This is a genomic window from Amycolatopsis camponoti (assembly GCF_902497555.1).
GTDB lineage: Bacteria > Actinomycetota > Actinomycetes > Mycobacteriales > Pseudonocardiaceae > Amycolatopsis > Amycolatopsis camponoti.
Window position 1 is genome coordinate 714390 of record NZ_CABVGP010000001.1, and the last position, 25411, is coordinate 739800.

The 25411-nt window shown below is 71.3% G+C and carries 20 protein-coding genes; 9 read left to right on the forward strand and 11 right to left on the reverse strand.

Features of this window, described 5'->3' with window-relative positions:
• Positions 1-93: 93 nt before the first annotated feature.
• On the reverse strand, positions 94-3804 hold the full coding sequence (locus AA23TX_RS03490) for a multifunctional oxoglutarate decarboxylase/oxoglutarate dehydrogenase thiamine pyrophosphate-binding subunit/dihydrolipoyllysine-residue succinyltransferase subunit (protein WP_155541140.1): 3711 nt from the start codon (positions 3802-3804) through the stop codon (positions 94-96).
• Positions 3805-4062: 258 nt separating this feature from the next.
• Between AA23TX_RS03490 and AA23TX_RS03495 the strand changes: the two genes are divergently transcribed.
• Complete coding sequence (locus tag AA23TX_RS03495) at positions 4063-4335, forward strand: hypothetical protein (RefSeq protein WP_086856909.1); 273 nt, start codon at positions 4063-4065, stop codon at positions 4333-4335.
• Here AA23TX_RS03495 and AA23TX_RS03500 read toward each other — a convergent pair.
• The 4 genes from AA23TX_RS03500 to AA23TX_RS03515 form a co-directional block, all read right to left on the reverse strand.
• Entirely contained in the window at positions 4332-4868 is a 537-nt protein-coding gene (locus AA23TX_RS03500) for a DUF4291 family protein (RefSeq protein ID WP_155541141.1), read from the reverse strand. The two genes, AA23TX_RS03495 and AA23TX_RS03500, sit on opposite strands and share 4 nt — an antisense overlap.
• Positions 4869-4918: 50 nt before the next feature.
• Entirely contained in the window at positions 4919-8671 is a 3753-nt protein-coding gene (locus AA23TX_RS03505) for an ABC transporter ATP-binding protein (RefSeq protein ID WP_155541142.1), read from the reverse strand.
• A 96-nt stretch (positions 8672-8767) separates the two neighbouring features.
• A complete protein-coding gene (locus tag AA23TX_RS03510; RefSeq protein ID WP_155541143.1) occupies positions 8768-9652 on the reverse strand; it encodes an ABC transporter permease subunit in 885 nt (294 codons plus the stop codon).
• Positions 9652-10665 carry an ABC transporter ATP-binding protein gene (locus tag AA23TX_RS03515; protein ID WP_155541144.1) on the reverse strand — a complete coding sequence of 338 codons (1014 nt, stop codon included), beginning with the start codon at positions 10663-10665 and terminating at the stop codon, positions 9652-9654. The genes AA23TX_RS03510 and AA23TX_RS03515 overlap by 1 nt, the downstream gene beginning before the upstream one ends.
• Positions 10666-11273: 608 nt before the next feature.
• Between AA23TX_RS03515 and AA23TX_RS03520 the strand changes: the two genes are divergently transcribed.
• The 3 genes from AA23TX_RS03520 to AA23TX_RS03530 are packed head-to-tail and all read left to right on the forward strand — an operon-like array spanning position 11274 to position 14442.
• Complete coding sequence (locus AA23TX_RS03520; RefSeq protein WP_155541145.1) at positions 11274-11939, forward strand: response regulator transcription factor; 666 nt, start codon at positions 11274-11276, stop codon at positions 11937-11939.
• On the forward strand, positions 11932-13284 hold the full coding sequence (locus AA23TX_RS03525) for a sensor histidine kinase (RefSeq protein WP_155541146.1): 1353 nt from the start codon (positions 11932-11934) through the stop codon (positions 13282-13284). The genes AA23TX_RS03520 and AA23TX_RS03525 overlap by 8 nt, the downstream gene beginning before the upstream one ends.
• Before the next feature lie 45 nt (positions 13285-13329).
• Complete coding sequence (locus tag AA23TX_RS03530) at positions 13330-14442, forward strand: acyltransferase family protein (RefSeq protein WP_155541147.1); 1113 nt, start codon at positions 13330-13332, stop codon at positions 14440-14442.
• A gap of 2 nt (positions 14443-14444) precedes the next feature.
• Here the strand turns inward: AA23TX_RS03530 and ald are convergent, their stop codons facing one another.
• Entirely contained in the window at positions 14445-15560 is a 1116-nt protein-coding gene (ald, locus tag AA23TX_RS03535) for an alanine dehydrogenase (RefSeq protein ID WP_155541148.1), read from the reverse strand.
• 172 nt (positions 15561-15732) lie between these two features.
• On the opposite strand from ald, the gene AA23TX_RS03540 reads away from it, so the two are divergent.
• A complete protein-coding gene (locus AA23TX_RS03540) occupies positions 15733-16665 on the forward strand; it encodes a zinc-binding dehydrogenase (protein WP_155541149.1) in 933 nt (310 codons plus the stop codon).
• A 76-nt stretch (positions 16666-16741) separates the two neighbouring features.
• Here AA23TX_RS03540 and AA23TX_RS03545 read toward each other — a convergent pair whose 3' ends face one another.
• Positions 16742-17656: a zinc metalloprotease gene (locus AA23TX_RS03545; RefSeq protein ID WP_155541150.1), complete on the reverse strand. Its 915-nt coding sequence runs from the start codon at positions 17654-17656 to the stop codon at positions 16742-16744.
• 162 nt (positions 17657-17818) lie between these two features.
• Positions 17819-19369, reverse strand: coding sequence for a PucR family transcriptional regulator (locus tag AA23TX_RS03550; RefSeq protein WP_155541151.1), 1551 nt, complete (start codon positions 19367-19369; stop codon positions 17819-17821).
• 49 nt (positions 19370-19418) lie between these two features.
• Here AA23TX_RS03550 and AA23TX_RS03555 point away from each other — a divergent pair, with 49 nt between their 5' ends.
• Positions 19419-20039: a class I SAM-dependent methyltransferase gene (locus tag AA23TX_RS03555; RefSeq protein ID WP_155541152.1), complete on the forward strand. Its 621-nt coding sequence runs from the start codon at positions 19419-19421 to the stop codon at positions 20037-20039.
• Here the strand turns inward: AA23TX_RS03555 and AA23TX_RS03560 are convergent.
• Positions 20036-20473, reverse strand: coding sequence for a VOC family protein (locus AA23TX_RS03560; RefSeq protein WP_155541153.1), 438 nt, complete (start codon positions 20471-20473; stop codon positions 20036-20038). The two genes, AA23TX_RS03555 and AA23TX_RS03560, sit on opposite strands and share 4 nt — an antisense overlap.
• The gene (locus AA23TX_RS03565) at positions 20470-20808 is read right to left on the reverse strand and encodes a PadR family transcriptional regulator (protein ID WP_155541154.1); all 339 of its coding nucleotides are present in this window, start codon (positions 20806-20808) and stop codon (positions 20470-20472) included. Before AA23TX_RS03565 ends, AA23TX_RS03560 begins: the two co-directional genes overlap by 4 nt.
• 60 nt (positions 20809-20868) lie before the next feature.
• Between AA23TX_RS03565 and AA23TX_RS03570 the strand changes: the two genes are divergently transcribed.
• A complete protein-coding gene (locus tag AA23TX_RS03570; RefSeq protein ID WP_155541155.1) occupies positions 20869-21255 on the forward strand; it encodes a VOC family protein in 387 nt (128 codons plus the stop codon).
• Here the strand turns inward: AA23TX_RS03570 and rdmE are convergent.
• Entirely contained in the window at positions 21252-22802 is a 1551-nt protein-coding gene (rdmE, locus tag AA23TX_RS03575) for an aklavinone 12-hydroxylase RdmE (RefSeq protein WP_230862323.1), read from the reverse strand. The two genes, AA23TX_RS03570 and rdmE, sit on opposite strands and share 4 nt — an antisense overlap.
• A gap of 167 nt (positions 22803-22969) precedes the next feature.
• Between rdmE and AA23TX_RS03580 the strand changes: the two genes are divergently transcribed.
• Positions 22970-24280, forward strand: coding sequence for a bifunctional o-acetylhomoserine/o-acetylserine sulfhydrylase (locus AA23TX_RS03580; protein WP_155541157.1), 1311 nt, complete (start codon positions 22970-22972; stop codon positions 24278-24280).
• Positions 24277-25395 carry a homoserine O-acetyltransferase MetX gene (gene metX, locus AA23TX_RS03585; protein WP_155541158.1) on the forward strand — a complete coding sequence of 373 codons (1119 nt, stop codon included), beginning with the start codon at positions 24277-24279 and terminating at the stop codon, positions 25393-25395. The genes AA23TX_RS03580 and metX overlap by 4 nt, the downstream gene beginning before the upstream one ends.
• The last annotated feature ends 16 nt before the right edge of the window (positions 25396-25411 follow it).

A 25411-nucleotide genomic window follows, 5' to 3' on the forward strand; every position in this document is an offset into this window, starting at 1 on the left:
GCGGGCGAAAGCCGGTTTTCGGCGTAGCACCTCGCAGACGACGAAGACCTCCTCCCGGCTCGGCGGGAAGAGGCCTTCGTCGTGGTCAAGCGATCAGTCGAACGCCTTCGAGATCAGCGCCTTCTGCTCCACCTCGTGCACCTTCGACGAACCCGCCGACGGCGCCGCCATCGGGCGGCGGGAGACGACTTCCAGGTTCGAGAAGAGCTCCGGGAACTTGCGGGGCAGGTTCAGGCCGAAGAACGGCCACGCGCCCTGGTTCTCCGGCTCCTCCTGGACCCACACGACCTGCGAAGCGTTCGTGTAGCGCTCCAGCGCCGCCAGCAGCTTCTTCTTCGGCAGCGGGTAGTACTGCTCGATCCGCACGATCGCGACGTCGTCCGCCTCGCGCTTCGTCCGCTCCGCCACCAGCTCCCAGTACAGCTTCCCGGAGGTCAGCAGCACCTTGCGGATCTTCGCCGGGTCCGGCGTCACGTCGTCGATGACCGACATGAACCGGCTCTGGCCGGTGAAGTCCTCGGTCGAGGAGGTCGCGGCCTTGTTGCGCAGCATCGACTTCGGCGTGAAGACGATCAGCGGGCGCTGGATGCCGTCGAGGGCGTGCCGGCGCAGCAGGTGGAAGTAGTTCGCCGGGGTGGACGGCACCGCCACGGTCATCGAACCCTCCGCGCACAGCGAGAGGAACCGCTCGATGCGGCCCGACGTGTGGTCCGGGCCCTGGCCCTCCTGGCCGTGCGGCAGCAGCAGCACGACGTCCGAGCGCTGGCCCCACTTGGCCTCGCCGGAGGAGATGTACTCGTCGATGACGGTCTGCGCGCCGTTGACGAAGTCACCGAACTGCGCTTCCCACATGACCAGCGACTCGGGGTTCGCCACCGAGTAGCCGTACTCGAAGCCGACGGCCGCGTACTCCGACAGCGCCGAGTCGTAGATCATCACGCGGCCCTGGCCCTCGGCCAGGTTCTGCAGCGGCGAGTACTCCTGGCCGGTCTTGCGGTCGATGAACACCGAGTGCCGCTGGGTGAACGTGCCGCGGCGGGAGTCCTGGCCGGACAGCCGGACGAGCCGGCTCTCCATCGCCAGCGACCCGAACGCGAGCAGCTCGCCGAACGCCCAGTCGATGTCGCCCTCGCGGGACATCTTGTGGCGGCGCTCCATGACCGGCTTGACGCGCGGGTGCGGCGTGAAGCCCTCGGGCACGTTCACGAACGCGTCGCCGATGTGCTCCAGCGTCTCCTTGGTGATCGCCGTCGCGACCTTGGCCGGGACCTGCTGCTCCTCCTCGACCGAGGGGCTCGCCTTCGCCGGGTGCTTCTCCAGCTCCCGGACCTCGTTGAAGACGTGCTCCAGCTGGCTCGAGAAGTCGCGCAGCGCGGCTTCGGCCTCTTCGACGGAGATGTCCCCGCGGCCGATCAGCGACTCCGTGTAGGTCTTCCGCACCGAACGCTTCGTGTCGATGATGTCGTACATCGCCGGCTGCGTCATCGAGGGGTCGTCGCCCTCGTTGTGGCCGCGGCGGCGGTAGCAGATCAGGTCGATGACGACGTCCTTGTGGAACGCCTGCCGGTACTCGACGGCCAGCTTGGCCACCCAGTGCGCCGCCTCCGGGTCGTCACCGTTCACGTGGAAGATCGGCGAGCCGATCATCTTCGCGACGTCGGTGGCGTACTGCGACGAGCGCGAGTGCTCCGGCGCGGTCGTGAAGCCGACCTGGTTGTTGACGATGACGTGCACGGTGCCGCCGGTGCGGTACCCGCGCAGCAGTGACAGGTTCAGCGTCTCGGCGACGACGCCCTGGCCCGCGAAGGCCGCGTCGCCGTGCATCAGGACCGGCAGCACGGTGTAGCCTTCGCCGCCCTTGTCCAGGAGGTCCTGCTTCGCGCGGACGATGCCCTCGAGCACCGGGTCCACGGTCTCCAGGTGCGACGGGTTCGCCGTCAGCGAGACCTTCGTCTCGCCGTCGCCGAACATGCGGAAGTACTTGCCCTCCGCGCCGAGGTGGTACTTCACGTCACCGGAGCCGTGCGCCTGGCCCGGGTCGAGGTTGCCCTCGAACTCCTGGAAGATCTGGCTGATCGGCTTGCCGACGATGTTGGCCAGCACGTTCAGCCGGCCGCGGTGCGGCATGCCGATGACGACCTCGTCGAGCTCGTGCTCGGCGGCCTTGTCCAGCAGCGTGTCGAGCAGCGGGATCGCCGTCTCGCCGCCTTCGAGCGAGAAGCGCTTCTGGCCGACGTACTTGGTCTGCAGGAACGTCTCGAACGCCTCGGCGGCGTTCAGCTTCGAGAGCACGTACTTCTGGACCGCGGGGTCCGGCTTCTCGTGCGGGATCTCGACGCGCTCCTGGATCCAGCGGCGCTCCTCGGGGTCGAGGATGTGCGTGTACTCGATGCCCACCGTGCGGCAGTACGAGTTGCGCAGCACGCCCAGGATGTCGCGCAGCTTCATCCGCTCCTGGCCGGCGAAGCCGCCGACCGGGAACTCGCGGTCGAGGTCCCAGAGCGTCAGGCCGTGGGACAGGACGTCCAGGTCGGCGTGGCTGCGCTGGCGGTAGTTCAGCGGGTCGGTGTCGGCCATCAGGTGACCGCGCATCCGGAACGCGTCGATCAGCTCGATCACGCGGGCGGTCTTGTCGACCGGGCCCTCGGGGATGTCGGCGACCCAGCGGATCGGCTCGTACGGCAGGCGCAGGCTCGTGAAGACGTCGTCGTAGAAGCCGTCTTCGCCGAGCAGCAGCTGGTGGATGCGCTTGAGGAACTCGCCGGACTCCGCGCCCTGGATGATGCGGTGGTCGTAGGTCGAGGTCAGCGTCATGATCTTGCTGATGGCCAGGTCGACCAGCGTCTTTTCGCTGGTGCCCTCGAACGACGCCGGGTACTGCATGGCGCCGACGCCGATGATGGCGCCCTGGCCGGCCTGCAGGCGCGGCACCGAGTGGTTGGTGCCGATGCCGCCCGGGTTGGTCAGCGAGATCGTGGTGCCGGCGAAGTCGTCCGCGGTCAGCTTGTTGTTGCGGGCCTTCTTGACGACGTCCTCGTAGGCCTGCCAGAACTGCAGGAACGACATGTCCTCGGTGTTCTTGACCGAGGCCACGACGAGGTTGCGCGAGCCGTCCTTGCCCTTCATGTCGATCGCGAGCCCGAAGTTGACGTGCTCCGGCGTGATCGCGAACGGCTTCCCGTCGATGACCTGGTAGTGCCGGTTCATGTTCGGGTAGTTCTTCAGCGCCCGCACCATGGCGTAGCCGATGAGGTGCGTGAAGGAGATCTTGCCACCGCGGGTGCGCTTGAGGTGGTTGTTGATGACGATGCGGTTGTCGGCCATCAGCTTGGCCGGGACCGCGCGCACGCTGGTCGCGGTGGGGACGCTCAGCGAGGCGTCCATGTTCTTCGCGATGGCGGCCGCGGCGCCGCGCAGCTGCTTCGACTCCGGCTCGTCCTTCTTCGCGTCGGCCTTCGGCTCCGCCTTGGCTGCGGCCGGCTTCGGCGCGGCCTTCGGCTCGGTCTTCGCGGGGGCCGCCTTCGCCGGGGCCGGCTTGGTGGCCGCCTGCTTGGCCGCCGACTCGGCGTTCTGCACGGCCTTGGGCGACGGCTGCGAAGCCTGGCCGTTGGTGGCCGGCTTGGCTTCGGCCTGCTGCCGGGCGTTGTCCGCCTTGGCCTGCGCGTTCTGCGTCGGCTTGAAGTCCGCGAAGAAGTCGTGCCAGGCGGCATCGACTGAGGAAGGGTCGGCGAGGAACTGGTCGTACATCTCCTCGACCAGCCACTCGTTGGGGCCGAATTGTGACGCAGGGCTGCTGCTGGACACGGCTGGGGCTCGCCTCTATCCGTCTCGATCTCGATCATGAATCCGCTGATGCGCCTACCAGGCTAACCCCCTCGGTGACCGCGATGTGATGGAACCGGCCTGTGTGAGGCGTGGCGCACTAGGGGATCGGTCACTGACTCGATCAAGATGTGCTAAGGGAACCTTAAGCGCTGTACCCGGTACAGGGTTCGCGGGCTCTTTCGCCGGGGTTGGTCCTCCGGTGTGGGGACGTTCACCATGGCGGGTTCCACTGGAGGGATGTGGCTGGTCGAATGTCCTTCGTTCTGGGACCAGGGCCTGGTGCGGCCGCTGGTGACGGAGTCCGGCACGGTCGTGCTGCGGTGCGACTCGTGCCAGGCGGTCTGGCCGACGCTGGCCGACTTCGAGGAGATGGAGTGGGTCGAGCCCGACGAGCCGGACTGGCTGGTCGGAGCCGGGGTGCACGTGCGCCCGGGGACGGTCCGGTGGGCTTCGCGGCCGGACGTCGAGGCGGCGGGGCTGGGCTCCCTGAAGTGGCGGGCGCTGCCTTAGACGGTGGCCTCGATGGCCTTCTTCACCTCGGCTGACAGCTCGTACGGCGGCTCGTGGGGGACGAGCTTCACCGCCTTGTGCAGCTGGTCGGTGGCCAGGAGGCCGGAGATGTCGCGCACCACCGGGGTGACGTCGGTGATCGACTGGATCCATTCATCGACGTAGTGGCCGACCGCTTCGCCGGTGAGGCCGATGCGGATCGCTTCGAAGTTCAGCGGCGTGTGGTCGAGATCTCGCTCGGCGTCCCACTGGATGAGCACCGGACCCTCATGCGAGAGGGCCCACTCGAAGCCCTCGCGCTCGAGGTCGACGGCCAGGACGCGCTCGTGGCCGGGCTTGCTCCCGTTGCCGCTGTGGTAGGCGGCCAGACGGAAGGACAGGTCGAGCCAGACGGTGCGGTCCGGCTCCCCGAAGGTCTGCTTCTCGAGCGCGGCGTCGGCGACGGCCGGTGAGCACGCCTGGTAGACGCGGACCGTCGTCTCGGTCTGCGCAGCTCGCACCTGCCGGTCGGGGACCCGCTTCTCTTCGAACATGCCTGCCATGCTCCCAGCGCCCCGGCCGCCCGGCCACGGACTTTCGGCGTTCAGCCGAGGGACCAGAGGCGGGCGTAGAGGCCGTCGGCCGCCAGGAGTTCCTCGTGGGTTCCGGTTTCCGCGATGCGGCCGTGGTCCAGGACCACGATGCGGTCCGCACGGGCCGCCGTGGCCAGGCGGTGGGCCACCACGAACGTCGTGCGGCGGCGGGACACCGTCTCCGTCGCGCGCAGGACCGCCGCCTCCGTCGAGGGGTCCAGGGCCGCCGTCGCCTCGTCGAGCAGCAGGACGTCCGGGTCCACCAGCTCCGCCCGCGCCAGGGCCACCAGCTGGCGCTGCCCCGCCGACAGCGACCGGCCGCGTTCGCCCACCGGTTGCAGGAAGCCCGCCGGCAGGGCCGCGACGCCGTCGAACGCGCCCACCGCGCGGACCGCCGCCTCCACCTCGGCGTCGGTCGCCGCCGGCCGGCCGTAGCGGACGTTGTCCGCCACCGTGCCCGAGAACAGGTGCGCCTCCTGCGGCACCACGCCCATCCGGCGCCGCAGGCCGTCGAGCTGGTACTCGCGGACGTCCGTGCCGTCGATCCGGACCTCGCCGCCGGTGACGTCGTAGTAGCGCGCCACCAGTTTCACCGCCGTCGACTTGCCCGCGCCGGTCGCACCGACCAGCGCGATCGTCTCCCCGGCCGCGACGTCCAGCGAGAACTGCTCCAGCGCCGGGGTCTCGGCGCCGGTGTAGGAGAAGTCGACCTCCTTGAACGAGACCTCGCCGCGCAGCCGCGGCGGCACCGCGACGGCGTTCTCCGCCGCCGGCACCGACGTCGGCGTCCGCAGCAGGTCGCCGATCCGGTTCAGGCCGACGCGGGCCTGCTGGTAGCCGTCGAACACCGACGACAGCTGCTGGATCGGCGAGAAGAACTGCTGCAGGTACAGCAGGAACGCGAGCAGCACGCCGGCCGACAGCGTCCCGGCCGAGACGCGGTCGGCGCCCGCGACCAGCACGGTCGTCGTCGCCAGGTCGGACAGCAGCGCCACCAGCGGGAAGTACGTCGCGACGTACCGTTGGGCCCGCAGCCGCGAGCGCCGGTAGTCGTCGCTGCGCGAAGCGAACGCCTCCGCGGAACGGTCTTCGCGCGTGAACGCCTGGGCGACGCGCAGCCCGCTGACGTTCTCCTGCATGTCCGCGTTGACGACGCTGACCCGCTCGCGGGCCTCGTTGTACGCCTTCGACGCCGCCCGCCGGAAGATCACCGTGGCCACCGCCAGGACCGGCACCATCGCCAGCGCGAACATCGCCAGCCCGGCGTCGGTGACCAGCAGCGCCGCCGTGATCCCGGCCAGCGTCAGCGCGCTGACCACCGCCGTCGCGAGCCCGGTCTGCAGGAACGTCGAGAGCGCGTCGACGTCCGTCGTCATCCGGGTCATGATCTTCCCGGACAGCTCCCGCTCGTAGTAGTCGAGCCCGAGCCGCTGCAGGTGCGCGTAGCTGCGGACGCGCAGCGCGTACAGCACCGTCTCGCCGACCCGCGACGTCAGGCGCGTCTGGGCGAACACCACCGCCCAGTCGGCCGCGATCACCAGGGCGCCGATGCCGGCGGCCAGCCAGATCATCGACTCCACGCCCGCGCGGACGCCGTGGTCGACGCCGAACTGGTAGAGCCCCGGCAGCGCGATCGACGCCAGCGCGTCCGCCGCCACCAGCCCGATGACCAGCGCCAGGGGCCAGCGGACGGGCCGCAGCAGCCGGCCCAGCCGGAAGCCGGGGTCGGGCGCGGTGACGTCCACATCGGACATCCGCGGCTCGTCCGCGGCGGGCGGGAGCTTGCGCACGCCTTCGATCAGCTCCGGCGTCGGCGGCACGTCGAGGCCGCCGCCCCCGCCCCCGCCGACGAACCCGCTGCTGTTCGGGTTGCCGCTGCGCTGCCGCGCCGCGTCGGCCAGGTCGTCGACCTCGTCGCGGCTCTCGTCCCGCGGCCACAGCGCCCGCGTGATCCCCGCCGGGCCGCGGTCGAGGCCTTCGCAGCGGTGCTTCTCCTCGACGTCGTCGCCCGGGCCCGCGACCAGCTCGCGGAACAGCGGGCAGCGCGCCGTCAGCTCGGCTTCGGTGCCGACGTCGACGACGCGGCCCTCGTCCAGGACCGCGATCCGGTCGGCCAGCGCCAGCGTCGAGCGCCGGTGCGCGATCAGCAGTGTCGTGCGGCTCGCGGTGACCGAGCGCAGGGTTTCGTGGATCGCCGCTTCGGTGACGGTGTCGATGGCCGACGTCGCGTCGTCGAGGATCAGGATCCGCGGGTCGGTGATGAGCGCCCGGGCCAGCCCGAGCCGCTGCCGCTGCCCGCCCGACAGCGTCAGCCCGCGCTCGCCGACCAGCGTGTCGTAGCCGTCGGGCAAGGCGCGGATGAACTCGTCCGCCTCGGCCGCGCGCGCGGCCGCGACGATCTCCTCCTCGCTCGCGTCCGGACGGCCGTAGGCGATGTTGTCCCGGATCGACGAGGAGAACAGGAATGCCTCCTCGAACACCACGCCGATCGCCTGCCGCAGCTGCCGCAGCGGGACGTCCCGGACGTCGAGACCACCGACCCGCACCGAGCCCGCGTGCACGTCGTAGAACCGGGGCAGCAGCAGGGAGATCGTCGACTTCCCGGAGCCCGCGGTGCCGACCAGCGCGAGGGTCTCGCCCGGGTTCGCGGTGACCGACAGCCCGGCCAGCACCGGGTCGGTCCGCGTGTAGCCGAATCGGACGTCGGCCAGCTCGACGCCGAGCGGCCCCGGCGGCAGCGGCCGCGCGTCGGGGGCGTCGACGACCTCGGGTTGCGCGTCGATCAGCTCGTACACGCGCTCGGCGCCGGCGCGGGTCAGCTGGGCCTGCACGACCAGGCCGGACAGCATCCGGGCCGGGCCGATCAGCGTCGCGAGGTAGGTCGCGAAGGCGAGGAAGGTGCCGAGGGTGATCGAGCCGTTCAGCGCGAGGACGCCGCCGATGCCGAGCACGGCGACCTGACCGGCGGCGGGCAGGGCCGCGGTGGTCGCCGTCGGCACCGCCGACAGCTTCGCCGCGCGAAGCCGCTCCGCGAACAGCTTGCGCGCGGTTCCTTCGAGCTTCGAGACCTCCCGTGTCTCCTGGCCGAAGCCCTTCACGACGCGCACGCCGGTGACGGTCTCCTCGACCTGCTGCGCGACGTCCGCCGCGCGCTGCTGCGCCGACCACGTCGCCGGGAAGAGGCGCTTGCGGCTGCGGGCGATGACGACGCCGACCGCGGGCGTGACGACCAGCGCGATCAGCGTCAGCACCGGCGACATCCACAGCATCGCGGCGAACGACAGCACCGCGAAGATCACCGAGCCGAACGACAGCGGGATCTGCATGAGGATTCCGACGACCAGCTGCAGGTCCGAAATCGCGCGCGAGACGACCTGGCCGGTGCGCAGCGCGTCCTGCTTGCCGCCGTCGAGGCGCGAGACCGCGTTGAAGACCTTCTGCCGCAGGTCGTGCTGGACGTCGAGGGCGAGCTTCCCGCCGAAGTAGCGGCGCAGGAAGGCGGTGGCGAACGCGACCAGTTGCAACGACACCAGGAAGACGGCGATCCCGGGCAGCGCACCGGTCTGCCCCGCCACGGCGTCGTCCACCGCCGTGCGCACCAGCAGCGGGCTCGCCGCCTGCACGCCGACGCTGAACACGGCGGCGAGCAGCGACAGCACGACGATGGCGCGGTGCTCCCAAGCCGCGGCGGACAGCCGGCGGACCCAGCCGACGGTCTCAGCGGGTGGGAGCTCTTGACGGGAGCGAGGAGGAGCGATGGTCACGTTGTCACACTAAGCGCCGCCACCGACAAAATATTTCCCCGAACGCGAGGAAGGCCGCCTCGAAGACTTCGAGACGGCCTTCCCGGACGGGTGAAACTACGTGATGTCGCGCTTCTGGTTGCCCGCCCAGCCGAGGCCGAAGAAGAGCATCGTCCACGCGAAGAAGATCAGCGCCGACGCCCACCAGGACAGCACGCCGGGCGCGGCCGCCGTGTACTGCAGCAGCAGCTGGGCGCCCGAGTTGACGTCGTCCGGCAGGTTGAGCGAGTTGAACCCGAACGCGTCCGCGGCGATCCCGCCGACGATCCCGTTCGCGGTGCCGTTCGGCAGGATCCCGCCCAGGAGGGTCGTCTGCCCCCACAGCAGGATCACCAGCACGTTCTCCACGATCAGGAACCACACGAGGAACAGCACCACCGCGAGCGGCACGTTGCGCAGCACCGCGCCGAACCCGATGCCGAACAACGTCACCAGCACCGAGGCCAGGATCGTCCCGCCGAGCGCGGCCAGCCACTGGCCCGCCGACGGCCACCGGCCCGAGTCGACCGACGACATGACGGCGATCGCCGAGACGCCGAAGCTGACCAGCCCGTAGATCGCGCCCCACCCGACGTAGGTGAGCATCTTCGCCGTCAGCGCCGAAATCCGGTTCGGCGCGGTCAGGAACGTCGTCGTGATCGTCTTGCTGCGGTACTCGCCGGCGAGCGCGAAGATCCCGAACAGCCCGGGGACCAGCTGCGCGATGTTGACGCCGTGCGCGAGCGCGAGCAGCCCCACCGGCACCTGGCTCGGGTCCAGGCCGATCAGCCGGGTGACCTGCCGGGCATCGCTGTCCGAGCTCAGGAAGTCGGCGAAGTCGTTGGTGATCTTGCCCCACGCGAACGTCAGCCAGAACGCCACCAGCGCCAGCGGGATCAGCAGCACCCACCACGTCTTCAGCGACAGCGTCTTGCGGAACTCCGCCTTGATCAGGTTGCCCATCACTGCTGCGGTCCTCCCCGGTACTGCTGCTGCGGACCCGACGGCGGATACCCCGGCGGCGGACCCTGGTATTGCGGCTGCGGCGGGTAACCTTGGGGGCCGCCGGCGTACTGGCCCTGCGTCAGCTGGAAGAACATCCGCTCCAGGTCGGCGTGGTCCTCCTGCATCCCGTAGACGGCGATGCCGGCCTTCGCGGCGATGTCCCCGATCTGCTGGACGCTCGACCCGGCGACCGCGACCCGGCCGTCCGGCGTCGGCGAGACGGCGGTGATGCCGTTCTCCTGCAACGCCTTCACGAGCGCGGAGGGGTCCGCCGGCTGCACCAGCACGCGCGACTGCTGGCTCTTGCGCAGCTGGTCCAGCGAGCCGTAGTACCGCGTGACGCCCTGGCTGATGATCACGACCTGGTCGATCAGCTGCTCGACCTCGTTGAGCAGGTGGCTCGAGACCAGGACGGTCCGCCGCTGCTCCCGCGCGTACGAGCGCAGGAAGTTGCGCAGCCACAGGATGCCCTCGGGGTCGAGGCCGTTCGTCGGCTCGTCCAGCACCAGCACCTGCGGGTCACCCAGCAACGCCGTCGCCAGCGCCAGCCGCTGCCGCATGCCGAGGGAGAAACCGCCGGCCTTCCGGTCCGCGACGGCCCCCAGGCCGACCAGGCCGAGCACCTCGTCCGCGCGCCGGTCCGGCACCCCGATCGCCGCCGCGTAGACGCGGAGGTGGTTGCGCGCCGTGCGGCTCGGGTGGAAGCCCTCGTTCTCCAGCACCGAGCCCACCACCCGCGCCGGGTTCCCCAGCTGCGAGTGCGGGCGCCCGTTGATCGTCGCCTGCCCCGCCGTGGGCGTCACCAGCCCGAGCAGCATCCGCAGCGTCGTCGTCTTCCCGGCGCCGTTCGGGCCCAGGAAACCCGTCACCGAACCCGGCTCGACCGTGAAACTGAGGTTCTGCACCGCGTTCACCGCGCCGAACTGCTTGCTCAGGTTCTGCACCACAATCCGGCCACTGCCGTCGTGCATACCGTCCCCTAACGTTCCCCGCTGATGCGGCGTCATCCTGCCCTAACCGCGCCGCCCGCGCGCACGGAACGGCCGAACCCGCGGAGAGCGACGTTCGTCACGTTCCGCTACCGGAAGCGGTCGCCCTGCGTGGCGCTTGCACGGCGCTGACCTCAGGTTTCGCGGTCGAGGTGCGCTGGAGGGCAGATCAACTTGGTAAAGAATTCGTTCGACTTGCCGACCCGGTGCAGCAAAGTCCGGCGAACCCCTCTAAGCTTGTCCTTGGCGGCCCGCTCCCAATGACCCCCAGGTTGGTTGAGCGGGTCGCCGCTACGTTTCCGCTTCGGGCTTCGCTCCTCAGCGGCAACTCACTCCATGTTGCCCGGGGGCCGAGCCCCCGGACCCCCACGGTGCCTCGGGCCCACCTCCCAGCGTTGTCCGGGTAGGCCGCCCGGGTTGTGCTTGGACCTCACGGTGCCTCGGGTGCACCTCCCAGCGTTGTCCGGGTAGGCCGCCCGGGTTGTGCTTGGACCTCACGGTGCCTCGGGCGCAGCTCCCGGCGTTGGCCGGGGACGGGTGGCCATTTGGTGGTCTCGGTGTTTTCGTGTGGCTTGTGGCATCGTTGCGCGGTGCGGATCTTGCTCGTGGAAGATGAACGGCGGCTCGCCGAAGCGCTGCGGGCCGGGCTGAGTGCCGAGGGCTATGCCGTCGATGTCGCCCACAACGGGCGGGATGCCCTCTGGCTCGCCACCGAGCACCCCTACTCCGCGATCATCCTCGACATCATGCTGCCCGGCCTGAACGGCTACCGCGTCTGCCGGCGGCTGCGCGACCAGGGCGACAGCACCCCCATCCTCATGCTCACCGCCAAGGACGGCGAGGACGACGAGATCGAAGCCCTCGACACCGGCGCCGACGACTTCCTGCCCAAGCCCTTCTCCTACGGAGTCCTGCTCTCACGGCTGCGCGCCCTCATCCGGCGCGGCGGCGCCACCCGCCCGGGGGTCCTCAAACTGGGTGACCTCGAACTCGACCAGGCCGGCCGGACGTGCCGGCGCGGCACCGCCGACATCACCCTCACCGGCAAGGAGTTCGCCCTCCTCGCCTACCTCATGCAACGGCCAGGGCAGGTCGTCACCAAGGCCGAGCTGCTCGACAACCTCTGGGACTTCGCCGCCTCCGCGACCGCCAACCTCGTCGAGGTCCACGTCAGCGCCCTGCGGCGCAAGCTCGGCGCCGAGACCATCCGGACGGTCCGCGGCGCCGGCTACCACGTGGCCGGCTCGGGTGCCTAGCTTCCTTCGCTCCACCCGGTTCCGCGTCGCGGTGACGGCCTTCGCCGCCTCGGCCGTGGCGCTCGGGGCGGTGTCGCTGTGGTTCGTGCTCCAGGCGGAGAGCCGGCTCCGGAACGCCGCCACCCAGCTCGCCGACGCCCACGCCGACGCGATCGTCCAGCTCCTGAACACCGGCGCCCGGCCCGGCGACCTGACGCTGCTCGTGCGTGACTCGATCTACGAGGTCAAGGACCGGACGGGCAAGAGCGTCGCGTCCTGCCCCGTCCTGAGCGGCGCCACCCTTACGGCGTACGACGCCGATGTCACTCTGCGGCCGTACGAAATCGACCGCGCCGACCAGCGGTCGGTGGGATGTGCTCCCGAGCTGCGCGGGCTCGACGACGACCTGACCCTGCACGTCGTCCACGCCACCAGCGGCGACAGCAGGTACCAGGTCTACGCCGGTGCGCAGCTCGACCCCGAAGGCCAGGCGGCCGTCGACTCCGTCCGGACTGTGCTCACCTTCGGCGTCCCCGCGGTCGCGCTGCTCATCGGCGTGATCGCGTGGCTCGCCGTCCGCCGGTCGCTGCGCCCGGTCGAGGCCATCCGCGGGGAGGTCGCCGAGATCGGCGCGCACGACCTGAGCCGCCGCGTTCCGGCGCCGCGCACCGGCGACGAGATCGCGCGCCTCGCCGGGACGATGAACACCATGCTCGCGCGGCTCGACGAAGCCGTCACGCGCCAGAGCCGGTTCACCTCCGACGCTTCGCACGAGCTGCGCACGCCGCTCGCCTCGCTGCGGACCCAGCTCGAAGTGCTGCTGGCCCACCCGGACCGGCTCGACTGGCGGCACTCCTGCGAGAACGCGCTGCTCGACGTCACCCGCCTGCAGGACCTCGTCGCCGACCTCGTGCTGCTCGGCAAGCTCGACCACGCCGGGCCGGACCGGCTCGAACCCGTGGCACTGTCCGAAGTGGTCCAGGCGGTCGCGGCCGGCCGGGCGGAGATCGAGATCCGCGGCGCGCCGGTGGTGCGCGGCCACCGGTCGCGGCTCGAACGGCTCCTCCGCAACCTCGTCGACAACGCCCGGCGGCACGCGGTGTCCCGCGTCGCCGTCAAAGTGTCCACTGTGGACGGTTGGGCGGTGCTGTCGGTCACCGACGACGGGCCCGGCATCCCCGAAGCGGACCGCGAGCGCGTCTTCGACCGCTTCGTCCGCCTCGACAACGCGCGCGCCCGCGACGACGGCGGATCCGGGCTGGGCCTGGCGATCGTCGCCGACATCGCCCGCGCCCACGGCGGCACGGCCGCGGTCGAGGGCGGGAGCCGGTTCGTCGTCCGGATTCCGGAGCTGAAGACGTCTTAAGCCGGCTTCAGGCTGCGTTCAGCGTCCGCGGCCGACGCTGCGGCCATGATCATCTCTTGGCGCCCCCTCGACCACGCCGAATACCGGGCGTCGTCGTGGTTCCCGGGTCTCACCGGCCTGCGCGCGCTGGCCGCGCTGGCCGTCGTGTTCTTCCACTACGGCGGCCCCGTCGTCGACCGGCTGCAGGGCTGGATCGCCGTCCAGCTGTTCTTCGTGCTGTCCGGCTTCCTCATCACCACGCTGGCGCTGCGCGAAGAGGAGCGCACCGGCCGGATCTCGTTGCGTGACTTCTACGTCCGCCGCGTCTTCCGGATCATGCCGGTGTACTTCCTGCTGCTCGGCCTGACGGCGCTGGCGGTGACCCTCGCCGGGACGTACGCGAGCGGCAGGCTCGGCGACGCGATGCCGTACTACCTGACCTTCCTCAACGAAGTCGTCGACTTCAACACGCCGTACCCGACGTCGTGGTCGCTGGGCGTGGAGGAGAAGTTCTACCTCGTCTGGCCCGCGCTGCTCGTGCTGACGTCATCGGCGAAGTCCGGGAAGACCGCGCTGCGCCTGATGATCGGCGCCGGCGCGATCGGGATCGTGCTCGGTGTGCTGCCGCTGGCGCCGTCGCACCAGTGGGCGAGCCTGACGGTGCACTACGGCTCGCTGGTCGTCGGCTGCCTGCTCGGCCTGGCCCTGCACCACCCGCGCGGGTTCGCCGTGCTGCGGCCGCTGACCAGCCCGGCCGCCGGGGTGCTGGTCGCGCTGGGGTTCGGCGTGCTGCAGCTGTCGGTCAAGCCGCTGGGACGCTCGCTCGGCGGGAACTGGCAGTTCGTCGTCCCCATCTACGCGGTGGGCGCGGCGCTGCTGCTCGTCGCGGTCGTCTCCGCGGGCCCGGTGCGGCGGCTGCTCGCGAGCCGTCCGCTCACTTACATCGGTGATCGGTCCTACGCGCTCTACCTGGCCCAGACCGGGGCGGCGGGCGTGACCGGGCTCCTGCTGCCGACGGGACCGGCGAAGGCCGTCGCGACCTCCGCCGTCGCGCTGCTCTTCGCCTGCGGCTTGCGGCGCTGGGTCGAACTGCCCGCGATCGCCTTCGGCCGCCGGCTGGTGGCGAAAGGGGAGCGGGCCCCTGCCGAGGAACGACAGGGGCCCGCTCGGGTGAAATAGGGTCAGGCAAGAACCGTCTCCAGCGCCGTGTGCGGCAGGTCGTGCGCGACCGCGACCGGGCCGTTCGTCAGGGCGCCGGCGTGGGTGTTGAGGCCCTTGGCGAGCGCGGCGTCGGCCTGCAGGGCGGCCTTCCAGCCGTGCTCGGCCAGCTGTACGGCGTAAGGCAGCGTCACGTTCGTGAGGCCGTAGGTCGACGTCCGGGGCACCGCGCCCGGCATGTTCGCGACGCAGTAGAAGACGGACTCGTGCACGGTGTAGGTCGGCTCGTCGTGCGTGGTCGGGCGCGAGTCGGCGAAGCAACCACCCTGGTCGATCGCGATGTCGACGAGCACGCTGCCCGGCTTCATGCGGGACACGAGCTCGTTCGAGACCAGCTTCGGCGCCTTCGCGCCCGGGACCAGCACCGCGCCGATGACCATGTCGGCCTGCAGCACGGACTCTTCGACCGAGAGGCGGTTCGACGTCACCGTGCGGATGCGGCCGCCGAAGTCGTTGTCGATCTGGCGGAGGCGGTCGACGTTGGTGTCCAGGATCTCGACGTCCGAGCCGAGGCCCAGCGCGACGCGGGCGGCGTTCAGGCCGGCGACGCCGCCGCCGATGACGACGACGCGCGCCGGGTGCACGCCGGGGATGCCGCCGGGCAGCACGCCGCGGCCGCCGCTCGGCTTCATCAGCGAGAACGCGCCGACCTGCGGGGCCAGCCGGCCCGCGACCTCGGACATCGGGGCGAGCAGCGGGAGCGCGCCGTTCGCGGTCTGCACGGTTTCGTAGGCGATCGCGGTGGTGCCGGCGGCCAGCAGCGCGTCGGTCAGCGGCCGGTCGGCGGCGATGTGCAGGTAGGTGAAGAGGACCTGGTCGGCGCGCAGCCGGGGGTACTCCTCGGCGATCGGCTCCTTGACCTTGAGGACCAGCTCGCCCTCGGCCCAGGTCTCTTCGGCGGTGGCGAGGATCTTCGCGCCGGCGGCGACGTATTCATCGTCGGAGATGGACGAGCCGATGCCCGCGCCGGTCTCGACGAAGACGTCGTGCCCGCGGCCGACCAGCTCGTGCACCCCGGCCGGGGTCAGCGCGACCCGGTACTCGTGCCTCTTGATTTCACGGGGGACAGCGATACGCACGGTCGGCCTCCTGGGTCGGTCTGCGTCCGGATTCGGTGCGGTGGTGCCACTCACGGTGAGCCACCCGGACGGCGGTGTCATCGTGCTGTGCGGACATTTCTTCGCCGTTATCGTGGTGCTACGCGGACAAGAACGTTGACTTCGACCGCGCTGGAGGTTGCAGCGTGGAGCCATGAGAGCTGTGTGGTTGCGGGAGTTCGGCGGGCCGGAAGTGCTGGAGCCGGGCGACGCGCCGGACCCGGTACCCGGGCCCGGCCAGGTGCTGGTCGAGGTGGCGTTCGCGAACACCACGTTCGTCGAGACGCAGGTGCGGGCCGGGACGGGACCGTTCCGGCCGCCGTTGCCGATCGTCCCCGGCAACGGCGTCGGCGGCGTGATCAGCGCGGTCGGCCCGGGCGCCGACCCGGGGCTCGCCGGACAGCGGGTGGTGACGTCGACCGGCGGCTCCGGCGGGTACGCCCAGCGCGTCGCGGTGGACGCGTCGGCGGCGTTCGCGGTGCCGGACGCGCTGGCGCTCGACGCGGCGGTGGCGCTGCTCGCGGACGGCCGGACCGCGACGGGCTTGGTCCATGCCACCAGGGTGCGGCCCGGCGATCGAGTCCTGGTCGAGGCCGCGGCGGGTGGCGTCGGCGGCCTGCTGGTGCAGCTGGCGAAGGCGGCGGGCGCCACGGTGGTCGGCGCGGCGGGTGGGCCGGCGAAGGTGGCTCACGTCCTGGGCGCGGACGAGGTCGTCGACTACCTGGCCCCGGACTGGGCGTCTTCGGTGGGCGCGGTCGACGTCGTCTTCGACGGCGTGGGCGGGGCGATCGGCACGGCGGCGTTCGGGTCGCTGCGTCCAGGCGGGCGGATGGCGGTGTACGGCCTCGCGGGCGGTTCGTGGGCGGAGGTGTCCGAAGCGGACGCCGCTTCGCGGGGTGTCTCGCTGGTGCGCTCGATCGGGAGCCCGGCGGAGATGCGGGCGTTCACGGAGTCGGCGCTGTCGGAAGCCGCGGCCGGACGGCTGGTGCCGGTGATCGGGCAGCGGTTCCCGCTGGAGAAAGCCGCGGACGCCCACGCGGCGATGGAGTCCCGCACCACGATCGGCAAGACGCTGCTGGTCGCCTGACAGTACCGGCGAGCCCACCTTACGCCGTAAGGTGACTTACACCGTAAGGTGGACTCGCCGGTACTTCGCGAGAGGGTCAGGCGCGGTAGGCCGACCAGGAGCTGTTCATCCGCGTGGCCTGGCCCGCGGTGAACTCGTACATGCAGCTGTCGTAGCTGTAGTCCATGAAGTTGTGGACCGGGTCCTTGCCCGCCGAGGTGCACGTGTCCTTGCTGGCCGGGCACCCGGACGTCGCCGTCGCTTCGGCCGGGGTGTCCGAGACGTAGTCGCCCGAACCGGAGCAGCCGCCCTGGAACGTGTGGTACAGGCCCATCCAGTGGCCGACCTCGTGGGTGGCCGTGTCGCCCTCGTTGTAGTTGGTCGCCGACCGGCCAGGCAGTGACTCGTCGAGGATCACGACGCCGTCCAGCTTCGGCTGCGAGCTGTAGTTCGAGGGGAACGTCGCCCAGCCGAGCAGGTCGTCACCGAGGTTGGCGGTGTAGATGTTCAGCGCGTTCTTGCCGCCCTTGCGCAGCGCGTTCTTCATGTTCCGCTCGGCGGACGTGCCGTCGGTGATGCCGTTGTACCAGGTGGAGTTGTTGGTGTAGTCGGTGCTCGTCAGCGTGAAGCTGAAGCCGCTGGACGCGTACGCGCTGTTGAGCACGGAGATCTGCTTGGTGATGGCCGACGCCGGCAGGTTGCCGGTCGAGCCGCTGGTGATCACGTGGAAGTAGACCGGGATCGACACCGCCGACGGCGCCTTCAGCGCGGTGCGCTTGCCGGCGAGCTTGCTCTGCAGGTCCGCGTCCATGCGGGCCGCTTCGGCGGGCGACAGGCTGTCGGCGTGGCCGTCCTTGCCGCGGTCCGCGGCGTGGGTGGGGGTGAAGCAGTCGCCGGCCGGGGCGGCGACGGCGCTCCCGGCGGTGGTGCCCGGGACGACCAGGGCGACCAGGGACAGTGCGGACACCGCACCCAGCTTGACGGCCCTGCGAACCCGCTCGGAACTGCTCATGGACACTCCTCTGCGCCGGCCCGGCTACCCCGGGTGCTGCGAAGAAGGTGCGTCAGGCGATCACCGGAATCCACCATCTTTCGGCTGGAAAAGACAATCGGAACGTTCGGCGCGATCCATGCGGAGTAGTGCATAGGTCATGGAATGGGCCGAATGGCGCAGTCAGCTCCAGCGCAGCGCGACCAGCTGGGTGATCAGGGCCAGTCGGACGTCGGGGTCGTCGAGGTCCAGTGGCACCAGTTCGAGGAGCTTGCGCATCCGGTACCGCAGGGTGTTCGGGTGGATCCGCAGCTCGCGCGCCGCCGCACGCGGGTCGCCGGGGTGGCGCAGCCACTCGTAGAGCGTCTCGACGTAGCCGGCCTTGCCCGTTTCGTCGTGCGCGCGCAGCGCGCCCAGCGGGCCGAGCTCCGCGACCTTCGCGCCGGCCGCCGCGGTCGCGCCGCGGTGCAGCGTCAACGCCGTCCAGGCTTCGTCGAAGGTGACCACGCGCTCGTCGAGGATCTCCGCGCGCAGCAGGCCGAGGGCTTCGTCGGCTTGGAGGCGCGAGGCCGAGAGGTCGCCGATCTCGCCGGGAGCGCCGGCCGCGGCGCGCGGGGCGCCACTGCGACGGGACGGCCCCGTCGCGACGAGAGCGTCGCGCAGTTCCGCCCAGCCGCCGGGGCCCGGCCGGTCCGGGACCACGGCGTAGAGCAGCCCGCCCAGCTCGGTCGCGACCGGACGGCGCCCGATGCCCTGGGAGATCCGTTCGAGCAGGGCGAGCCGCAGGCCCTCGGCGTCACGGCCGTCGCCGCCGGTGACCTCGATGACGACCACCCGGTGCGGTTCGTCGGACAGGTCCAGCTCGGCCATCGCCTTGCGCGGGTTCGCCCGGCCTTCGAGCACCCCGCGCAGCAGTTCGGCCGACGCTCGGCGCTGCGCGTCGGTGTGCGCGCGCCGGCGCAGCAGGTGCAGCGCGACGACCGGGGCGGCGTCGGCGAAGGCGGCCGCGCGCTCGTCGGACACCGGCCCGGCGACGACCGCCCACATCGACCCGAGCAGCTCGCCGCCCATCCGGATCGGCACGATCAGCCGCGGCAGCGTGCCGTCGCGCTGGGCCGGGACGAAGATCGTCTGCCGGCCGCGGGACAGCTCCCGGAACACCCCGCGCGAGCGGAACCGCGCGAGGACGTCGTCGGGGATGCGGCGGCCCATGATCGTGGCGACGCGCGCGGGGTCGGTGAGGTCCTGGCGCGCGGAGTAGGCGAGCACGCGCGAGTTGGTGTCCTCGATGGTCACCGGGGCGTCCACGACGGAGGCGACGGCGTCGGCCAGCCGGAAGAGGTCGCCGGAGCCGGGATCGAGGTCCTCGGACTCGTCGGCGAGGGCGTCGAGGACGGTCCGCAGCAGCCACACCAGCTGGGCCCACGACGTCGCGGCGTGCACCTGGACGAGCGCGACGCCGCTGGCCTTCGCGGCCCGCTTGACGGCGGGCTTCGCGGCGAGCGGCGGCTTGAGCAGCACGGCGGCGGCGCCCTGTTCGGCACTGCGCTTCACCAGTTCGGCGGCGTCTTCGGGGCCGGTGGTGGCGACGCCGAGCACGAGATCCCCGGCGGCGACGGCCCCGCCGGGTTCGGCGATCACGACATCGGCGACGGCGGGCGACTCGTCGGGCAGCTGCAGCGCGTGGAGCAGCGTCGGCCCCACCCGGTCGACCACGCTGCGCACCGAGACCACGGGATCATTCTGGCCGAGAAACCGCTGGACGGCTCGGTAGGGTCGGACGGTGAGCGAAGCGCGGCGGATCGTCGAAACCGGCTACGACAGCTCGGCCGAGCGGTACCTCGAGTGGAGCGCGCGGATCGCGGACGATCCCCGGCTGCGCTTCCTGGCCGAGCTGACCGGCCGCCTCGCCGACGGCGCGGAAGTGCTCGACCTCGGCTGCGGCGCGGGCGTGCCGTGCACGAAGCTGCTCGCCGAACGACACGACGTCCTCGGCGTCGACGTCTCCGCGACCCAGCTCGAACTCGCGCGGCGCACCGTCCCCGGGGCGCGGTTCGAGAAGGCGGACATGACGGCGGTGTCCTTCCCGGACAACAGCTTCGACGCCGTGACGGCGTTCTACTCCGTGCTGCACGTCCCGCGCGAAGAGCAGGGCGCGCTCTTCGCGCGGATCGCGCGCTGGCTGCGGCCGGGTGGCTGGTTCCTCGCCGCGCTCGGGTGCAGCGAGGCGAACGGCGTCGAGGACGACTGGCTCGGCACGCCCATGTTCTTCAGCAGCCACGCACCCGACGTCAACCGGCGCCTGCTCGCCGAAGCCGGGTTCACCCTGGTCCTCGACGAGCCCGTGACCATGCACGAACCCGAGGGCGCGGCCACCTTCCACTGGGTCCTCGCGCGCCGTTAGACCTCGTGCGGCTTGCGCGCGTCGATGTCCTCCGGGGTGTACTGCTCGCGTTTCGTGGTGAGCGCCCAGCGGTGGCCGTCCGGGTCGACGACCCGGCCGTAGCGCTCGCCGAAGAACATCTCCGTCACCGGGGCCTCCACCGTCGCGCCCGCGAAGACCGCGCGTCGCGCGAGGTCGTCCGGGTCGGCGGTCTCCAGCGTCAGCAGGAGCGGGGTCCCGCCGATCGTCGACGGCGCCAGTGCGTCCAGCGCCGCGATCTCCTGGCTCACCAGCAGCCGCGCGTCGCCGACCGCCAGCTCCACGAACAGCACCGTGCCGTCCGGCAGGACCGTGCGGAACAGCTCCACCGCGCCGAACGCCCGGCCGTAGAAGGAAAGCGCCGTCTCGACGTCCTTCACGAACAGGTGCGGCACCAGGCCGAGCGGGCGGCTCACGCCGACTCCGGACGCGCCAGCAGGCCCGCGTCGTCCGCCGCGGCGACGAGCCGGCGCAACGAAGCAGCCTCACGCGAAGCAGCTTCGCGGCCGGCCGGCGTGATGCGGTAGTAGCGGCGCCGGGAGTCTTCGCCCGGCAGCTCCTCGGCCAGTCCGTCGGCGGCCAGCCGGGTCAGCGTCCGGTAGAGCGTGCCCGGGCCGAGCTGGACCTCGCCGCTCGTGACCTCGGCGACGAACCCCATGATCCCGTAGCCGTGCGCGCGCCCGCCCGGCCCGGCGGCCAGGGCCAGGAGCACCTGGAAAGCCGCGGGGGTGAGCGGGTTGCCGTCGGCCATGCGAGCAGCCTACACTCCGCCCTGGTTATATCCACGGTGGATATAGAGAGAGGCGGGGTCATGCCCATCCAAGGGGTCAGCAAGGTCGTCGTCGGGGTCGAGGACCAGGCGCGTGCCAAGGAGTTCTGGTCCGGGATCGTCGGGTTCGCGGTGACCACCGACGTGCCCTACGACGACCAGGGGCACCGCTGGGTCGAGGTGACCGCCCCGAACGGGACGATCCTCGTGCTCAGCGAGAACCCCGAGGACCGCCGCCGCTTCGGCGAGAACGACCAGCTGCCGACGTCGAACTTCTTCTTCCACGCCGACGACGTCGAGAAGACGTACGAGGAACTGTCGGCGAAGGGGGTGGAGTTCCCGTCGAAACCGGAGAAGCAGCCGTGGGGCTGGTGGTCGATGTTCGTCGACTCCGAGGGGAACCGCTTCGCGCTGCAGCAGCGCGACTAGCGCGACTGGCGCGACAAGACCGCGGTCAGGACCCGCCACAGCTCGCCGGTGGGGTCCTCGACCGGCTCCTTCGCCCGCCACGCGACGACGCCGTCGGGGCGCACGAGCGAAGCGCCACCCGCCGAAAGGCCGTACCTCGCGGCGAAGAGGCCGTCGTCGATGACGTGGCAGTCGAGGCCGACGCCGGTCTCGGCCGCGACGTCGGCGGCGGCGTGCTCCCACTCGCCTCCGGTGCACAGCAGCACCCACGAGTGCCCGAGCAAGTCCACAGTGGACGCCAGGCCCGGGGCCCGGAAGCCGGGACGTCCGGTCGGCGCGTGGATGTCCTCCACTCGCGACCCGTCGTCCGGCTCCTCGGACAGCACGGCGGACGAGCGGTACCGGAACCCGAGGATGGCGTTCAGCATGTCCTCCGGCTCGGTGATCCCCGTGACGTCGAGGCCGGGGTGCATCCGCTGCTTCATGTTGTGCAGCGAGGTGTCGATGATCATCCGCGCGATCGGCCGCCGCTCGGCCTCGTACGTGTCGAGCAGCGCCGCACCCGCGTCGCCGCGCAGCACCGCGGCCAGCTTCCACGCGATGTCCGCGCTGTCGCCGACCGCGGTGTTGCCGCCCTGGCCGCCGGTCGGCGGCGTCACCTTCGCCGCGTCGCCGGCCAGGAACACCCGCCCGGCGCGGAACCGGTCCGCCAGCCGCGCGGCGATCTCCCACGAGCCGGTCCAGACGATCTGCGGCTCGAGATCGGGCAGGTCGGTGGCCGCGCGGATCATCGACACGAGCCGGTCGTGGCCGAAGTCGGCGGGGCTCTCGCCGCGGTCCGGGAAGTAGTCCGGCGCGAAGACGTACCGGTTCGGCACGTCGGTGTTGACCAGCCCCGCGGTGAAGTCCGGGTGCTGCAGGTAGAAGAGGTCGGTCACGCCCGGCTGGACGCGGTCGCCGAGGTCGGCGTCGAACACGACGCCGAGGCAGTGGCTCAGCGCGTCCATCCCGGTGGTCCCGATGCCGAGCCGCTGCCGGATGCCGCTGCGCCCGCCGTCCGCGGCGACGACGTAGTCCGCGCGCACGACCGTCTCTTCGCCTGAGTCGCGGTGCCGCAGCGTCGCGGTGACGCCGTCGTCGTCCTGCGTCAGGTCGACGAGCTCGGTCCGGAACCGGACCCGCGCGCCGGCTTTCTCGGCGTGGGCCAGCAGGATCGGCTCGACGACGTCCTGGCCTGCCATGCCGGCGGGCATCGTCGTCGAGGCCGAGACGTCGAACTCGCTGCCGTCTTCCATGAGCCGGTGCAGGACGCGGCCGGCCAGGCTGGTCGCCACGGTGATCCGCAGCCCCCGCGAGGCCCGCGGGCTCACCTGCAGCACCTCGCGGTCGATTCCTGCCCAGTGGAACAGCTCCATCGTGCGCCAGTTCTGCCCGGCGGCCCGTGAGTGGACCGACGTTCCGGCGTGCCGTTCGACCGTCAGGACGTCCACTCCTTCCCGGGCCAGGAACAGCGATGCCGACAGTCCGCCCAGCCCGGCCCCCACGACCAGCACCTGTACTCGCTCCATCAGGACTTCCTCCCAGTCTGTGAATCTTCCTGATCGAATATCTTAGACACAGAGATATCGGCGGGGCAAGGGCGTAGGCTCCCAGGAAGTGGGAGCGGTTGGGTACTCCGTTCGGCCGAAGTAGCTTCGGACTCCAGCGATCCCCCTTGAGCCGCAAGGAGAAAACGATGAGCGCGGACGACACCTCGGCGTGGTCCTTCGAGACCAGGCAGATCCACGCGGGCGCCGCGCCGGATCCGGCCACCGGCGCGCGGGCGACGCCGATCTACCAGACGACGTCGTACGTCTTCCGCGACAGCCAGCACGGCGCCGACCTGTTCAGCCTCGCCGAGCCCGGCAACATCTACACGCGGATCATGAACCCGACGCAGGACGTGCTGGAGCAGCGCGTCGCGTCGCTCGAAGGGGGAGTCGCGGCGCTGGCGTTCGCGTCCGGCTCGGCCGCGACCACCGCGGCGATCCTGAACCTCGCGGGCGCGGGCGACCACTTCGTCTCGAGCCAGTCGCTCTACGGCGGCACCTACAACCTCTTCCACTACACACTGCCGAAGCTCGGCATCGAGGTCACGTTCATCGACGACCAGGACGACCTCGAGCAGTGGCGCGCCGCCGTCCGGCCGAACACGAAGTTCTTTTTCGCCGAGACGCTCGCCAACCCGGGCAGCAACGTCCTCGACATCCGCGGCGTCGCCGACACCGCGCACGAGGCCGGCGTCCCGCTGCTGGTCGACAACACCATTCCCACGCCTTACCTCGTAAGGCCGATCGAGCACGGCGCCGACGTCGTGATCCACTCCGCCACCAAGTACCTCGGCGGCCACGGCACGACGATCGCCGGCGTCCTGGTCGACGGCGGCACGTTCGACTTCGGCAAGGACCCGGCCAAGTTCCCGGGCTTCAACGAGCCCGACCCGAGCTACCACGGCCTGAAGTACTGGGAGGCGCTCGGCCCGGGCGCGTACGCCGCGAAGGCGCGCGTCCAGATCCTGCGCGACACCGGGGCGGCGATCGCGCCGCTGAACAGCTTCCTGATCCTGCAGGGCATCGAGACGCTGTCGCTGCGCGTCGAGCGGCACGTCCAGAACGCGCAGGCGCTCGCCGAGTGGCTCGAGCAGCGCGACGAGGTCGAAAAGGTGTACTACGCCGGCCTGCCGTCGAGCCCCTTCTACGCGGCCAAGCAGAAGTACCTGCCGCGCGGCGCGGGCGCGGTCCTGGCTTTCGACCTGCGCGGCGGCGTCGAGGCGGGCCGGAAGTTCGTCGACGGCACCGAGCTCCACAGCCAGCTGGTGAACCTCGGCGACGTCCGCAGCCTGATCGTGCACCCCGCGTCGACCACCCACAGCCAGCTCTCGGCGGAGGAGCAGCTCGCCAGCGGCGTGACGCCGGGCCTGGTCCGGATCGCCGTCGGGCTGGAGGGGATCGAGGACCTCAAGGCCGACCTGGAGGCCGGATTCCGGGCGGCCAAGGCGGAACTGTGACGGCTGGCCCCGTCACCGGCGCCTGGCGGATCGGTGATCCGCCGGGACGCCGGAAGTTCGTCACCGGCCCCGGCGCGCTCGCGCTCGAGGCCGGTGGCGTGCTGCCTTCGTTAACGCTCGCTTACGAGACGTGGGGGACGCTGAACTCCGACGCGTCCAACGCGGTCCTCGTCGAGCACGCGCTGACCGGCGACAGCCACGCGGCCGGGCCGCCGGCGCCGGGGCATCCCAGCGCGGGCTGGTGGGACGGGCTGATCGGGCCCGGGAAAGCCCTGGACACCGACGAGTTCTTCGTCGTGGTCCCGAACGTCCTCGGCGGCTGCCAGGGTTCGACCGGGCCGTCGTCACCCGATCCGGACGGGACGCCGTGGGGCAGCCGGTTCCCGGTCGTGACGGTGCGGGACCAGGTGGCTTCGGAGGCGGTCCTGGCCGACCACCTGGGCATCGAGCGCTGGGCGGCCGTCGTCGGCGGGTCGATGGGCGGGATGCGCGCGCTGGAGTGGGCGGTGACGTTGCCCTCGCGGGTGGCGTCGGTGCTCGTGCTGGCGTCGACCGCGCGGGCGTCGGCCGAGCAGATCGCCTGGGCGGCGCCGCAGCTGCACGCCATCCGCAGCGACCCGTTCTTCCACGGCGGCGACTACTATTCGGCAGCGTCGGGGCCCCAGGCCGGGCTCGGGATCGCCCGGCGGATCGCGCACGTCACCTACCGCAGCGAGCCGGAGCTGGCCCAGCGGTTCGGCCGCGCGTACCAAGGTGACGAGGACCCGTTGCGGGGCGGGCGGTTCGCCGTCGAGTCCTATTTGGATCACCACGCGGGAAAGCTGGCGCGCCGGTTCGACGCGAACAGCTACGTCGTGCTGACGGAGTCGATGAACACCCACGACGTCGGCCGGGATCGCGGCGGTGTCGCGGCGGCTTTGGGCCGGGTGACCGCCCGCGCGGTGATCGGCGGGGTGGACAGCGACCGGCTCTACCCGCTCTACCAGTCGGCGGAGATCGCGGCGGGGATCCCGGGAACGTCGGAGCCGTCGGTGGTTTCCTCGCCGTACGGCCACGACTCGTTCCTCATCGAGACCGATCAGATCGCCGCCCTGGCGAAGGCGCTTCTGGGCTAGTCACGCGCTCTCCCAG